Here is a 14311-nt window from a genome sequence, read left to right as displayed (position 1 = left end):
CCCCCGAGGTATTTTCGACCGGAAGAAGGATCATGGGCGGGCCTTTCGGATGAAGGCGGTCAGATCGTCGGCGAAGCGCGCCGGGACTTCGAGGAAGGGGGTGTGGCCGATGCCGGCGTAGACGATGTGGGTCGCGGTCTGAATGTTGTGATCGGCGGAGGCGGCGGGGGGGACGATGGCGTCCATGTCGCCGTGCAGGACAAGGGCCGGTGTCGCGATGGTGCGGGCATCCGCGGTGTAATCCTCGTCCCGGTCGGCCAGGGCCAGGCGGACATGGTGGGGGCAGAGCAGGGCCTGGTCCAGCAGGGTCCGTGCCAGCGCGTCGGGCAGGGGGTCCTTCGTGCAGGCGCGCACGAACTTGGCGGTGCCGTCCTCGCGCTGCGTCTCGTCGAACATCGGGCCGCGGTTGGCCTTCGTCGCGGCGGGCACGGGGCCGGTGTAGCTGCCGACCAGGACGAGGGCCGAAAGGTCAGCGTCGCCGTGGTGTCGGATATAGTCCATCGCGACGCGGCCGCCCATGGACCAGCCCAGCAGGACGGGGCGATCGAGGGGGGCGATGATTCGGGCGATGTCGTCGGCCCAGTCCTTGCTGTCGGCGTAGGCGTCGTCAGGCTTGGGCGAGAGGCCGTGGCCGCGCAGGTCCGGCGCGATGACGTGGTAGCGGTCCGACAGGACGGCCATCAGGGGTACGAAGACCGCATGCGACATCGAGAAGCCGTGCAGCAGGACGACGGGCGGCTGCGCGGGATCGCCTTGCGTGACGATGTGGAGCGGCAGGCCGGTCATCGGATCTTCCATGCGAGGGAATTCGGTCCCTTCGGCACCGGGGAGGCGAGCGGGGGCAGAACCGGCTGGGATTCCTGCGGCGCGCCCGATTTCTCGATCTTCACGCGCAGGTCGAACCAGGCGGCCTGCCCCGTGACCGGGTCGGAATTGGCCCAGCGGAGGCCGTCGCCCTTGGGCGGCAGCAGTTCGTGGATCAGGTGGTTCAGAAGGAATCCGCGCGTCGCCTCCGGGGCGTCCGTGTCGAGCGCCCAGGCGCCCTTGCGCTTGCCGATGGCGTTCCAGGTCCAGACGGTGTTCTCGTTCAGGCTCTCCTGCAGCGCCACCGGCACGGTGATGGATCCGTGGGCGGAGGTGACGCGGGCCCAGTCGCCCTCGCGGAAGCCGTGCTTTTTCCAGATCTTCGTCGGCACGTAAAGCGGGTTCACCCCGTGGATCTGGCGCAGCCAAGCGTTCTGGCTGCCCCAGCTGTGATACATCGCCATGGGCCGCTGGGTCAGGGCGTGGACGTCATATTCGGCGGGGTCGATATGGGCATCCTCGAAGGGCGGATACCAGATCGGCAGCGGGTCCAGCGTGACCCTGATCTGGCCGCGCAGGGCGTCGGGGGGCTGGCGGTGACCGTGGCCCTCGGCCGCAAGCTGGAAGCGGCGCAGGGGCTCGACGTAGAGCTGGAAGATGTAGGGCAGCGGCACATCGTAGAGGCCCATCGTCACCGCCCAGTCCTGATAGGCGCGATTGAAGGGTTTGAAATAGGCAGCCTCGTCCGGGATGTGGCTGGTCCAGAACCCGCCGTGGGTGATGTATTCGTTCAACTGGTTGCCGTTGGGCAGGCCCCGTCCGTCCTGCAGGCCGGTATCGCCCACCCGCCAGCCGGCCAGCGGGCCGATGCCCGGGCGGCGCAGGTGGTGCATGATGTAGTCGGCATAGTCGGCGTATCTGGCCGTGCCGTCCTCGTTGACGAAGCCCGGCAGAGACAGGCGCGCGCCGAGGTCGCAGAGCACGGACTGGAAGGCGCGCACGTCGCGGTCGGGGGTCACCACCGGCCAGCGGATCGCGTCGGCCATGGCATCCGCCTCGGAGATGGGGCGGTCGAGAAGGCTGATGCAGTCGTGGCGTTCGAGGTAGGTCGTGTCGGGCAGGATCAGGTCGGCGTAGGCCACCATCTCGGAACTGTAGGCGTCGGAATAGATGATGCGCGGGATGACGTAGTCGCCGTCCTCGTCCGTGTCGGTCAGCATGTCGATGACGCCGCGCGTGTTCATCGAGGAGTTCCACGACATGTTCGCCATGTACATGAAAAGCGTGTCGATCTTGTAGGGATCGCCCGCGTGGGCGTTGCTGATGACCATGTGCATCAGGCCGTGGGCGCTGAGCGGGTTTTCCCAGGTAAAGGCCTTGTCGATGCGGGCGGGGGTGCCCTGTTCCGTGAGGCACAGATCGTCCGGCCCCTGCGGGTAGCCCAGGTGCGGGCCGTCGAGAGGCTGGCCGGGGACGACCTTGCTGTGCGGTTTCGGATGGGCCGTGGCGGGCTTGGGGTAGGGCGGCTTGAAGCGCATGCCGCCGGGGGTTTCCACGGCACCGAGGATGATCTGCAGCATGTGCAGGGCGCGGCAGGTCTGGAAGCCGTTGGAATGGGCGCTGATGCCGCGCATGGCGTGAACGCTGACGGGTCTGCCGATCATCCGGTCGTGGCGCTTGCCGCGGAAGTCGGTCCATGGGCGGTCGAGGACGACCGGCTGGTTGAAGGCGACATCGGCAAGGTCAGCGGCCAGTTGCCGGATGCGGGCGGCGGGGATACCGACACGCGTCGCCACGTTCTCGGGCGCGTGGACCGGGTCGGTGTAGCGGTCCGCCATCAGGTGAAAGACGCTGCGATGGGTATAGCCCGCGTTCCGCCAGGTGCCCGTCAGCTGCGGTTCCACACCCTCGCCGTTCCAGGGCGCAAGCTTGCCGGTGCGCTGGTCGATGACCTGCGGGCGCAGCTCGTCGTCGCGGATGAAGAGGCCGTAGTCGGCCGACTTGGGGTCCTGGTTGACGAGGACGGAGGCATTGGTGAAGCGCGCGAGGTAGTCGGTGTCGATCTTCCCCGCGGTCATCAGGCAGTGGACGAGGCTGAGGATCAGCAGGCCGTCGTTGCCGGGCGTCACGCCGAACCAGTCGTCGGCGACGGCGTTGTAGCCGGTGCGGATCGGGTTCACCCCGACGATGCGCGCGCCGCGCGCCTTCAGCTTGCCGATGCCGATCTTGATCGGGTTGCTGTCGTGATCCTCTGCCACGCCGAAAAGGAGGAAGAGCTTCGTATGCTCCCAATCGGGCGTGCCGAATTCCCAGAAGGCGCCGCCCATGGTGTAGATGCCGGCGGCCGCCATGTTGACGGAGCAGAAGCCGCCGTGGGCGGCGTAGTTCGGCGTGCCGAAGCCCTGCGCCCAGAGCGAGGTGAAGCTTTGCGACTGGTCGCGGCCGGTGAAGAAGGCGAGCTTTTCGGGTGCGGTGTCCCGCAGCGGTTTCAGCCATGAGGTGGCAAGGGTCAGAGCCTCGTCCCAGCTGATTTCCTCGAACGCGCCGGACCCGCGGGGGCCGGTGCGTTTGAGGGGCGCGCGCAGGCGGGCGGGGGCGTTGTGCTGCATGATTCCGGCAGAGCCCTTGGCGCAGAGCACGCCCTTGTTCACCGGGTGGTCACGGTTGCCTTCGATGTAGGCAACGCGGTCCTTGCCGTCGGGGCCGGCCTTCACGTGCACGTCGATGCCGCAGCGGCAGGCGCACATGTAGCAGGTGGTCTTGCGCACCGCGTCGCCGATGGGGCGCGACAGGTCGAGGACGGGGTCGGTCACGAGATCAGCCTGAGCGCCGCCGCCGCAATGGCGCGTTCTTCCTGCGCGGGCACGATCCATGCGCTGACGGATGAGCTTTCGGTGTGCAAGCGGGCCTCTCCCCTAGCGTTGGCGGCGGTGTCCACGATCAGCCCGGTAAAGGCCAGACCTTCCATGATCGCGGCGCGCAGATCGGGGTCATTCTGGCCGATGCCGCCGGTGAAGGCCAGTGCATCAATCCCGCCCATCGCGGCAATCATCGACCCCGCGTGACGCACGGCCCAATAGGCGAAGTGGCCGCGGGCGAAGCGCGCCGCGCGGGTGCCGGCCCGTGCCAGCGCGCGCATGTCAGAGGTTCCGCCAAGCGCCTTGAGGCCACTGTCGTGGTTCAGCAGACGCTCTGCCCCGTCGATGCCGTGCCGCCGGGCGAGGGCGAGGACGGCGGCGGGGTCGATGCCGCCGGAGCGGGTGCCCATGGTCAGACCGTCGAGAGGCGAGGTGCCCATCGTGGTGGCGACCGACTGCCCCGCCCTGATCGCGCAGAGCGAGGCGCCGTTGCCCAGGTGCAGCGCCAGCAGGCGGTCGGGCTGCGGCCGGAGGCGCCGACTGAGGTCGGCGTAGCTGATCCCGTGAAAGCCGAAGCGGCGCAGGCCGGGGGTGGCGGGGATGGCGTAGGTCGTGGCGACGGTGGGGTTGGTCGCGTGGAAACCGGTGTCGAAGCAGGCGACCTGCGGCAGGTCGGGGGCAAGGGCCGCGATCGCGTCGATTCCCGCCAGAGCGGCGGGATTGTGCAGCGGGGCGAGGGGGATCAATGCGGCGATCTGCGCCCGGACATCCGGCGTGATGCGGGTGGGCGCGGTCAGGGACTCTCCGCCATGAACGACGCGGTGTGCCGCGGCCATGGGACGGTGGGCGGCGTAGTGGTCGAGGATGGCTGCGATGGCGGCGCGATGGTCCGTCACCTCGGCCATGGTCAGCTGGTCGATGGGCGCCAGGTCGGGTCCGAAGAGGGCAGATTTGACCGATGAGGAGCCGGCGTTGAGGACGAGGATGGTCATGTCATCGCCCGGATCAGGCCAAGGGCCGACAGCGCGAGCAGCAGCCATGTGGCGAGGCGGCGGAAGGCGGCGGGCGGCGCTGCGGCGAAGCGGCGGCTGCCGATGGTCAGGCCGAGCGCGAGGACGGGTGCCGCCATCAGCGCCGCGACGAAGGTATCCGCCGTGACCTGACCGCCCCAGGCGAGCAGCGGCAGGCTCATGATGTCGATGCCTGTCAGGAAGACGACCATGGTGGCGCGGAAGGTGGCCGGCGGGATCGGTTGCGCGCCGAGGCAGGCGGCGACCGGCAATCCGCCGACGCCGGCGGCATTGGCGGCACCCGCGACCATGCCCACACCGACGTGGCCGGCGCGTCCCAACGGGCGATGCAGGGTCCAGCCGGTCAGCAGCAGCAGCGCCATGGCGCCAATGACGAGGCTGACGGTCACGCGCACCAGATCCGCCGGCAGGCTGAGCATCGTGCCGAAGGCCAATGGCAGGACCAGGGCTGCGCCACCCAGCAGCGCCAGCGCCCGGTGCCAGTCGACATGCCCCCGGATCGCGCGGGCCTGCAGGGCGGTCATGGCGATCTCTGCCAGGAACAGGACCGGGATCAGGGGCAGGGGATTGGTGACGAGGGCGGCGGCCGACAGCACGATGGCCGAGAAGCCGAAACCCGTGTAGCCGCGCACGATGGCCGCCCCCAGCAGGGCGCAGGCGAGATACGCCGCGATGCCGGGGGAGAGGTCGAGGGGCATCAGACCTGGGCTGTCGCCATGTCGTCCTTGTTGATGCCCGCGATGCGCACCGGCTTCTTCATCGCGTCGCGGCGGAAAGGCTCGCCCAGTTCCTGGTTCAGCAGGACTTCGATCAGCGTGGTCTTGCCGTGCTGCATCTGATCGGTGATCGCGGTGTTCAAGGCTTGGGTCAGCTCCGCCATGCCCTTTGCCTGCACACCCTGCAGGCCACAGGCCTGCGCGATGGCGGCGTAGGAGACGCCCTCGTCCAGTTCGGTGCCGACGAAGTTGTCGTCGAACCAGAGGGTGGAGTTCCGCTTTTCGGCACCCCACTGGTAGTTGCGGAAGACGACCATGGTGATCGCGGGCCATTCGCTGCGACCGATCGCCGTCAGCTCGTTGCAGGCGATGCCGAAGGCGCCGTCACCGGCGAAGCCGACGACGGGCACGCCGGGCTGCCCGATCTTGGCGCCGACGATGGCGGGCAGACCGTAGCCGCAGGGGCCGAAGAGGCCGGGGGCGAGGTATTTGCGCGGCTCGTCGAAGCTGGGGTAGGCGTTGCCGATGGCGCAGTTGTTGCCGATGTCGGAGCTGATGATCGCCTCGCGCGGCAGGGCCGACTGGATCGCGCGCCAGGCCAGGCGGGGGGACATCCAGCCGGGCTTGTCGGCGCGGGCGCGCTGGTTCCAGGTGGTGCCCGGATCGTCGTCTTCGTGATCCATGGAGGAGAGCTGCTGCGCCCATCTCGACTTCGTGTCGCCGATCAGGGCTCTTCGGTCCTGTCGTCCCTCATCGCCCGCGGTGTCCGCCAGTGCATCGCGGATGCGGGTCGCGACCGTGGCGGCGTCGCCGACGATGCCGACGGAGACGGTCTTGGTCAGTCCGATCCGGTCGGGGTTCAGGTCGACCTGGATGATCGCCGCGTCCTTCGGCCAGTAGTCGATGCCGTAGCCGGGCAGGGTGGAGAAGGGGTTCAGCCGGGTGCCGAGGGCGAGGACCACATCGGCTTGCGCGATGAGCTCCATCGCGGCCTTCGATCCGTTGTAGCCCAAGGGTCCCGCGAAGAGCGGATGCCCACCTGGAAAGGCGTCGTTGTGCTGGTAGCCGACGCAGACGGGGGCATCGAGACGTTCGGCAAGCCGCATCGAGGCCTCGATGCCGCCGTCCGACAGGACCACGCCGGCACCGTTCAGGATGACGGGGAAGCGCGCAGAGGACAGCAGGTCGGCGGCGCGGGCGATGGCGGCGTCGCCGCCCGAGGGACGCTCGAAGGCGACGATCTGCGGCAGGTCGATGTCGATCACCTGGGTCCAGAAATCGCGCGGCACGTTGATCTGGGCGGGGGCGGAGGCGCGCTTGGCGGCCATGATGACGCGGTTCAGGGTCTCGGCGATGCGGGATGGATCGCGGACCTCTTCCTGATAGGCAACCATGTCGGCAAAGAGCTTCATCTGCTCGACTTCCTGAAAGCCGCCCTGGCCGATGGTCTTGTTGGCGGCCTGCGGCGTGACCAGCAGCAGCGGCGTGTGGTTCCAGTAGGCAGTCTTCACCGCGGTGACGAAGTTGGTGATGCCAGGGCCGTTCTGCGCGATCATCATCGACATGCGCCCCGTCGCGCGGGTGTAGCCGTCGGCCATCATGCCGGCAGAGCCTTCGTGGGCGCAGTCCCAGAAGGTGATGCCGGCGTCGGGGAAGATGTCCGAGATCGGCATCATGGCCGAGCCGATGATCCCGAAGGCCTGATCGATCCCGTGCATCTGCAGGGTTTTGACGAAGGCTTCCTCGGTGGTCATTTTCATCGGTCTGGATCCTTGCGTGTGGCGGGTGAAGCGGGGCGGTCCTCCGATTTTTCTGGAAAAATCGGCTCGGGGCTCTGCCCCGAACCCCGAGGTATTTTCGACGAGAAGAAGATCAGCCCAGAACGCGGGTCAGGGCGCGGTCTACGGCGTCTGTGATCTGGTCGATGTCGTCGGTGGTGGCGATCAGGGCTGGGGCGAACAGAAGCGTGTTGTTGAAACCCGGGACCGAGCGGTTCGTGGCCCCGATGATGACGCCCTGCGCCATGCAGTCGGCGACAATGGCGCCGACCTGCTTTTCGTTAAGCGGGTCCTTGGTGCCGCGATCGGTCACGAGTTCCGCGCCGCAAAAGAGGCCCTGGCCGCGGACGTCGCCGATGACGGCGTGCTTGTCCATCAGAGCGTGCAGGTTGTTCTTGAGGTGGATGCCCATAGCGGCGGAGTTGGCGAGCAGGCCCTCCTCCTCGATGATCGCCATGTTCTCGATCGCGGCCGTCGGGCCGGCGGTGCAGCCGCCGAAGGTCGAGATGTCGCGGAAGTAGGACAGGGGATCGGTGTCGTCCTTGAACTGCTCGAACACCGCGTCAGTAGTGACGCAGCAGGAGATCGCGGCGTAGCCGGAGGCGACGCCCTTGGCCATCGTCACGATGTCGGGCTGCACGCCGTACTGCTGGTAGCCGAACCAGGTGCCGGTGCGCCCGAGGCCGCAGACGACCTCGTCGATGTGCAGCAGGATGTCGTACTTGCGGCAGATCTCCTGCACGCGGTCCCAGTAGCCTTTCGGCGGGGTCACGATGCCGCCGCCTGCGGTGATGGGTTCGAGGCAGAGCGCGCCCACCGTGTCGGGACCTTCACGCAGGATCACCTCTTCGATCGCGTCGGCGGCGCGGATGCCGTAGTCGTCGTCGGTCAGCCCGTCCTGCCGGCGGTATTCCAGGCAATGCGGCACCTGCACGAAGCCGGGCGTGTAGGGGCCGTACTGGGCGTTGCGCTCTTGCTGGCCGCCGGCGGAGAGGTTGGTGATCGTCGTTCCGTGATAGTCGCGTTCGCGGAACAGGATCTTGTGCTTGCGGCCGCCGTGGTGCTTGTGCGCGATCTGGCGCACCATCTTGAAGGCCTTCTCGTTCGCCTCGGACCCGGAATTGGCGTAGTAGACGCGGTCGAGGCCCGGCATCTTGTCGATCAGAAGCTCTGCGAATTGCGCGCCGGGGATGGTGCCCGAGGCGCCGGCGAAGAAGCACATCTTTGTGAGCTGTGCGGCGACCGCATCGGCGATCCGCTTGCGGCCGTAGCCCACATTGACGGTCCAGACCGCGCCGGACACGGCGTCGATGTGTTCGCGCCCCTTGATGTCCCAGACGCGAAGACCTTTGCCCTCGACGATGATGCGGGGATCGATCGTCTCGAACGGCTTGTGCTGGATCAGGTGATGCCAGACGTGGGCGCGGTCGGCTGCGATGACGGCGGCGGGATCGTTCGACAGGGCGTGCTGGTTCATTTGGCAAATCCGGGTTCAGAGGGCTGCGGCGACACCTTCCACTCTTGGCCGGGCCATCCGCCTTTGGCAAGAGATTGCATCCGCACGCCGGATTTTGCGGCACGTGGCACGACCGCTGGCGGCCGGTTCGCGACACGGGGGGGCGGTGACACCTGTGCTCTGGTCAGACCGGGGTGGCCTGTGATTAGTTGTCACGCGAGAGGCGGGATGCACCCGTCCGGTCCATGCCCCGACGCGGGGGCGCAACCAACCGGGAGACGACGGATGAAGATCAGGACGACGATGATGGGCGCCACCGGCGCGCTGGCGCTGCTGACGGGCGGTCAGGCCATGGCGCAGGCCGCGAGCGAGCTGACGGTGGGCTATTTCCTCGAATGGCCGATGCCTTTCGAATACGCCAAGGTGCAGGGCACCTATGACGAGGTGCTGGGCATGAAGGTGAACTGGGTCAGCTTTGACACCGGCACCGCGATGTCCGCCGCGATGGCGTCGGGTGACGTGCAGATCTCGGTCAGTCAGGGCGTGCCGCCCTTCGTGATCGCGGCGAGCGCCGGGCAGGACCTGCAGGTGCTGGACGTGGCCGTGAGCTATGCCGACAACGACAACTGCGTCGTGGCGGCGGGGCTGGAGATCGACAAGGACAGTGCCGGAGAGCTTGCCGGCAAGAAGGTCGCGGTGCCGCTGGGGACGGCGGCGCATTACGGCTTCCTTAAGCAGATGGACCACTTCGGCGTCGATCCGGCGGGCATGGAGGTCGTGGACATGGCGCCGCCCGAGGGCGCGGCTGCGCTGGCGCAGGGGTCGGTGGACATGATGTGCGGCTACGGCGGGTCGCTGCGGACGGCAATGGAATACGGCAACGTGCTGCTGACCGGTGACGAGAAGACCGAGCTTGGCATCCTCGTCTTCGACGTCACCTCTGCCCCCGCCGCCTTCGTTGCCGAGAACCCGGAGCTGGTGGCGAAGTTCCTGTCGGTGACGGCCAAGGCCAATGCCGACTGGAATTCCGGCGCGGCGGTCGAGGAGATGGTCCCCGTGATCGCGCAGGACAGCGGCATGGACGAGGCGGCGGTGCGCGATTTCATGTCGACCTTCACCTTCCCCAGCATCGAGGACCAGCTGAGCCAGAAGTGGCTGGGCGGCAATGCGGCGGAGTTCATGAAGGGCGTGGCGCAGGTCTTCGTCGATGCCGGGTCGATCCCGTCGGCGCTGGACGATTATACGGCGGCGGTGAACACAGGGCCGCTGCAGGCCGCCGAAGGCATGTAATCCGTATGGCGGCGCGCGGCCCTGTCCGCGCGCCGCCTTTGTTTTGAAGGAGACTGCCATGGCCGGTCTGCACATCGAAAACCTGTCCATGCGCTTCGACCTGCCGGACGGCGGTTCGGTTCAGGCCTTGAAGGACGTCAGCATCGACCTGAAACCGGGCGAGTTGCTGAGCGTGCTGGGGCCGTCCGGCTGCGGCAAGACGACATTGCTGAACATCGTGGCGGGCTTTCTGGCCCCGACGGAAGGCAGGATCACCCTGAACGGCAGCCGCGTCACCGGGCCGGGCCCGGACCGGGGCATGGTGTTCCAGCAGGGCGCGCTGTTCGAATGGATGAACGTGCGCGAGAACGTCGGCTTCGGGCCCCGCATGAAGGGGATGAAGGCGAAGCCGAAGAGGGAGATCGTGGATCACCTGCTCGATGTCGTCGGGCTGCGGGATTTCAAGGAAAAGGCAGTCTACGAACTGTCCGGCGGGATGCAGCAGCGCGTGGCGCTGGCCCGGTGTCTGGCGAACGAGCCTGACGTGATCCTGATGGACGAGCCGCTGGGTGCGCTTGATGCGCTGACGCGCGAGAAGATGCAGGGTCTAGTCCTGAAGCTGTGGAAGGAGACGGGCAAGACGATCGTCCTCATTACCCACTCGGTCGAGGAGGCGCTGCTGCTGGGCGAGCGGTTGATCGTCATGGCGCCCCGACCGGGGCGCATCCACAAGGAATACAATCTGCCCTTTGCCGACATGGGCGTGGGCCGCGACCTGCGCGAGGTCAAGAAGGACCCGCGGTTCGCAGAAACGCGCGAGGAGATCCTGTCGATGATCTGGAACATGGAGGAAGAGATCATGGGCAGCGCCGGGGAACCCGTCTGATGCAGGTGATCGCGAACCTTTGGGGCGAGTTGCTGACGGTGCTGACGGCTGTCGGCACGGCGCTGCCCTATATCCTGGCCTACGTCGCGCTGATCCTTCTGCTGATGGTGGTCTGGTCCGGTGTAAAGCGCCTGCTGCGGCCCAGGCACGACTACGGCAGTCTGAAGACCGTGAAGTTCGGCGACGAATCGGCGGTGGCCTCGAACACCGTCGCGTCTGTCATCAGCATCGTTCTGATCTTCGTGCTGTGGGGCGCCTTTACGGGGTCCAGGCTGCTGCCGGGGTTTCTGCACATGCCGGGGCCGTTTCAGGGCACGGCAACCTTCGACTATACCCTGACCGGGCCGGACGGGGCGACCGACGATGCGACCGTGACGGTGCTGGTCCATCCCGCGGATGTCACCACCGCCGATCCAGAGGTCGATCCCGGCACGGGCATCGCGCGCAACGATTCCATCGCCATCGGCATGTTCCGCAGCGCGTTGTTGCGGGTGTCGGACAATGACGAGATCACCCGCGACGACGGGGCGGAGATCACGGCGATCGACGGCAGCCCCATCGCGCCGGGCGGGGCGGTCCGGACGGGCTTTGGTCACGTTCTGATGACCCCGAAGGGCACGCTGAACATCGCCCCCTCTGCCGGCTGGCAGATGGAGCCGATCTGGCTGCCGCCGCCGGAGGCGGTCTGGTCGCAGGCCGTGACCATCGCCCGCGACGGATTCCGCGGCGCGAGCCTGTGGGAGCATCTGGGCTATTCCCTGTTCCGGGTGGTCGTGGGCTTTCTGCTGGGGGCGCTGGTGGGCATACCGCTGGGTTATGCCATGGGACTGAGCGACTGGTTCCGCGGCTGGTTCGACCCGATCGTGGAATTCATGCGCCCGGTGCCGCCACTGGCACTGATCCCACTGGTCATCATCTGGGCCGGCATCGGAGAGACCGGCAAGATCATCCTGCTGTTCCTTGCGGCCCTCTGGATCATGGCGATCGCCGCGCGGTCCGGCGTGTCGGGGGTGCGGATTTCGAAGGTCCACGCGGCCTATTCGCTGGGCGCGTCGAAGTGGCAGGTGATGCGGCATGTCATCATCCCGAATTCCCTGCCCGAGATCTTCACCGGCGCACGGGTGGCGATGGGGGTCTGCTGGGGCACGGTCGTCGCGGCAGAGCTGGTCGCGGCGCAGACCGGCGTGGGCATGATGATCATGGTCGCGTCGAAGTTCCAGAATACCGACATCGTCCTGATGGGCGTGATCGTCATCGGTATCGTCGGCTTCACCATCGACCTTGGCATCCGCTGGCTTGAACGCCTGATGGTGCCATGGAAGGGCAAGGGCTGATCCCATGATGCCCGCAGCTGCGGCGCTGGCGACGCTCTGCGTTTTGCTGGCGCTGGGCGGGGCGCCGGTGGAGGCGTTGCAACGACTGGCGCAGGTGACGCTTGTGGCGCTGGCCGGGGGCGTTCTGTGGGATGTCCTGTGGCTGCTGCGCCCAGCACCGCGCAGGGCGCCTGATCAGACCGGCCTCGATCAGGCGGCGGATAGGCCGACGATCGTCGTGGACGGGTCCAACGTGATGCACTGGGGCGGCACGCCGTCGCGCATGGTGCTGACACGGGTCGTGGCCGAACTGGTCGCGCGCGGAGAGCGGCCGCACGTCTATTTCGACGCCAACGTCGGCTACAAGCTGGCGGACCGCTTCATCGACGGGCCGGAGATGGCGGGCATCCTGCAGTTGCCGACCGACCGGGTGACGGTCGTCGACAGGGGCACCCCGGCCGATCCGGCACTGCTGGCCCATGCGGTACGGGCGCGGCTGCGGGTGGTGACGAACGACCGGTTCATCGACTGGAAACCGCAGTTTCCGCAGGTCGGGTCGCGCGGGTTTCTGGTGAAGGGGCGTTGGCAGGAGGGAACGCCGATGCTGCGGCTGTAAGGCGGCGTGGCGCTGCGGCCTCGTGCTGCCGGGCATGATAACGCTTAGTTGATGCACCCTGCAGCGACGGGGGCGGGTTGTGCCAGCAGAAGCAAACCTGGAACGCCAGGCTCGCACACCCGAGAGGAATTTAACGATGAAGACTATTCTCGCAAGCACCGCGATCGCCCTCGTCATGGCCAGCGCGGCAACCGCCCAGACCAGTGCCGCGACCGACGGCACCTCGCAGGACTCCATGTCCGTACAAAGCACCGGAACCGATACCGGGACCGCGGCAGGTGCCGCGACCGACGGTACATCGACCGACAGCATGTCCGTCGACAGCACCGGCGCGGCCACGGCGCCCACCGATACGGGCATGACCGCCGCCGAGACGCCGGCCACCGACGGCACGTCGAACGATTCGATGTCCGTTGCTGCGCCGACAATAACGATGGACGGTTACAGCGACGTTGCCGTGGCCGAAGTCACCGTCGATCAACTGACGGGTCTGACGGTCTATGACACCGAAGGCGCCACGGTTGGCGCAGTCAGCGAGCCCGTCACCGGTGACGACGGCAGCGTGTCCGACGTCATCGTCGACGTAGGCGGATTTCTGGGTCTGGGCGCCAAGCCGGTCGCCATTCCGCTGGAGAGCCTGCAGGTTCTGGCCAATGCCGACGGCAGCGACATGCGTGCCTACGTCGGTATGACGAAGGACCAGCTGACCGAGATGCCGACATACGAAGCGAACTGATCGCGATTGCCAACGCGACAAGCGGCCGCCCCGATGGGGCGGCCGTTTTCGTATGCGCAATGCGTCGTCGACCGGGCGCGCCGGTTTGACGGCACCCGCCGCGCAAGAGATTGAATATTAGGATAAGAGTGGTGGAGACGATCGGGAACTCCACCACCAATTTAAGCCATTGAAAATGCGTAAAAACAGAAGTGCAAATCTTCGATGTGTTGCCCTAGTGTGTGACACTGTTGCGCTTTAACCGCAAGCCAGATCAATGTTCTTTAAGGCAAGTTCGGGTCGCCGCGACTTCTCCAGAGTTCGCGGGAAAATGGAACCCTAACCCGAAAACAAAGCAGCCAACTGCCGGGCCGATTGCGAAACACAGCCGCTTATTCGGCAATGCTTTTCGAGAGTACGACAAAGAAGGCTTTCCCGGAGACTGGGGAACAACAGGCGCAAAGTTCGTTCCCAATACTACACGAGGGGTTAACGACTACATTGCCTGTGCGACGGCAATCTATCTGTACGACCAGCACCCCAATCCAAGCATTACCTTGTTTCTTGGGATGCCAAAGGGGTCCGCTGCCGAGGGGGAGTTTGCAGACGCTTATGCACTCTCGGAACTCGTACAGTGGCTTTTCCGGTCGCGCATCCGGTGCGGTGGTATGAATGGTACTGGACATTACACCGGGCCACGTAAATCCGCCACGATCTACATCCCCTCAGCCCGTATGCGCAACTTGCTCGTCAACTGGCTTGCTACTGGCGAGGTGAACCGCGCCGGGTTTGCCGGAGACCGTTTGCTTCACTTTATGCGACCATATCGAGCGCGGCACGCTGCGCATAGTAGTTGGCTTCGGCCTCGA

The 14311-nt window shown here is 66.6% G+C and carries 12 protein-coding genes; 6 read left to right on the top strand and 6 right to left on the bottom strand.

Annotated elements, in window-relative coordinates; all coding sequences use genetic code 11:
• Nucleotides 1–30 precede the first annotated feature (30 nt).
• The 6 genes from BUA54_RS05165 to BUA54_RS05140 all read right to left on the bottom strand — a co-directional run bounded on the left by BUA54_RS05165 (nt 31) and on the right by BUA54_RS05140 (nt 8664).
• A complete protein-coding gene (locus tag BUA54_RS05165) occupies nt 31–798 on the bottom strand; it encodes an alpha/beta fold hydrolase (RefSeq protein WP_072856176.1) in 768 nt (255 codons plus the stop codon).
• Nucleotides 783–3617, bottom strand: coding sequence for a molybdopterin oxidoreductase family protein (locus BUA54_RS05160; RefSeq protein ID WP_072856175.1), 2835 nt, complete (start codon nt 3615–3617; stop codon nt 783–785). The genes BUA54_RS05165 and BUA54_RS05160 overlap by 16 nt, the downstream gene beginning before the upstream one ends.
• Nucleotides 3614–4654 carry an acetate/propionate family kinase gene (locus BUA54_RS05155; RefSeq protein WP_072856174.1) on the bottom strand — a complete coding sequence of 347 codons (1041 nt, stop codon included), beginning with the start codon at nt 4652–4654 and terminating at the stop codon, nt 3614–3616. Before BUA54_RS05155 ends, BUA54_RS05160 begins: the two co-directional genes overlap by 4 nt.
• On the bottom strand, nt 4651–5391 hold the full coding sequence (locus tag BUA54_RS05150; protein ID WP_072856173.1) for a TSUP family transporter: 741 nt from the start codon (nt 5389–5391) through the stop codon (nt 4651–4653). The genes BUA54_RS05155 and BUA54_RS05150 overlap by 4 nt, the downstream gene beginning before the upstream one ends.
• Nucleotides 5391–7169 (bottom strand): sulfoacetaldehyde acetyltransferase, encoded by a 1779-nt coding sequence (gene xsc, locus BUA54_RS05145; RefSeq protein WP_072856172.1) that lies wholly within the window; start codon nt 7167–7169, stop codon nt 5391–5393. Before xsc ends, BUA54_RS05150 begins: the two co-directional genes overlap by 1 nt.
• A gap of 112 nt (nt 7170–7281) precedes the next feature.
• On the bottom strand, nt 7282–8664 hold the full coding sequence (locus BUA54_RS05140; RefSeq protein WP_072856171.1) for an aminotransferase family protein: 1383 nt from the start codon (nt 8662–8664) through the stop codon (nt 7282–7284).
• Nucleotides 8665–8928: 264 nt separating this feature from the next.
• On the opposite strand from BUA54_RS05140, the gene BUA54_RS05135 reads away from it, so the two are divergent.
• From BUA54_RS05135 to BUA54_RS21365, 6 genes are all read left to right on the top strand, one after another.
• The gene (locus BUA54_RS05135) at nt 8929–9933 is read left to right on the top strand and encodes a taurine ABC transporter substrate-binding protein (RefSeq protein WP_072856170.1); all 1005 of its coding nucleotides are present in this window, start codon (nt 8929–8931) and stop codon (nt 9931–9933) included.
• 58 nt (nt 9934–9991) lie between these two features.
• The gene (locus BUA54_RS05130) at nt 9992–10798 is read left to right on the top strand and encodes a taurine ABC transporter ATP-binding protein (protein WP_072856169.1); all 807 of its coding nucleotides are present in this window, start codon (nt 9992–9994) and stop codon (nt 10796–10798) included.
• 104 nt (nt 10799–10902) lie between these two features.
• Nucleotides 10903–12132, top strand: a complete 1230-nt coding sequence (locus BUA54_RS05125; protein WP_072856647.1) for an ABC transporter permease — start codon at nt 10903–10905, stop codon at nt 12130–12132.
• Between the two features lie 4 nt (nt 12133–12136).
• A complete protein-coding gene (locus BUA54_RS05120) occupies nt 12137–12727 on the top strand; it encodes a hypothetical protein (RefSeq protein WP_084114136.1) in 591 nt (196 codons plus the stop codon).
• Between the two features lie 136 nt (nt 12728–12863).
• Nucleotides 12864–13463: a PRC-barrel domain-containing protein gene (locus tag BUA54_RS05115; protein WP_072856168.1), complete on the top strand. Its 600-nt coding sequence runs from the start codon at nt 12864–12866 to the stop codon at nt 13461–13463.
• A 221-nt stretch (nt 13464–13684) separates the two neighbouring features.
• Nucleotides 13685–14311: hypothetical protein (locus tag BUA54_RS21365; protein ID WP_218588272.1), on the top strand; the 627-nt coding region annotated here is incomplete at its 3' end.

It is taken from the genome of Loktanella atrilutea, from assembly GCF_900128995.1.
Taxonomy (GTDB): Bacteria; Pseudomonadota; Alphaproteobacteria; order Rhodobacterales; family Rhodobacteraceae; genus Loktanella; species Loktanella atrilutea.
The sequence above is the reverse complement of the archived record's forward strand: the minus strand, read 5'-3'. Positions and strand labels throughout refer to the sequence as shown.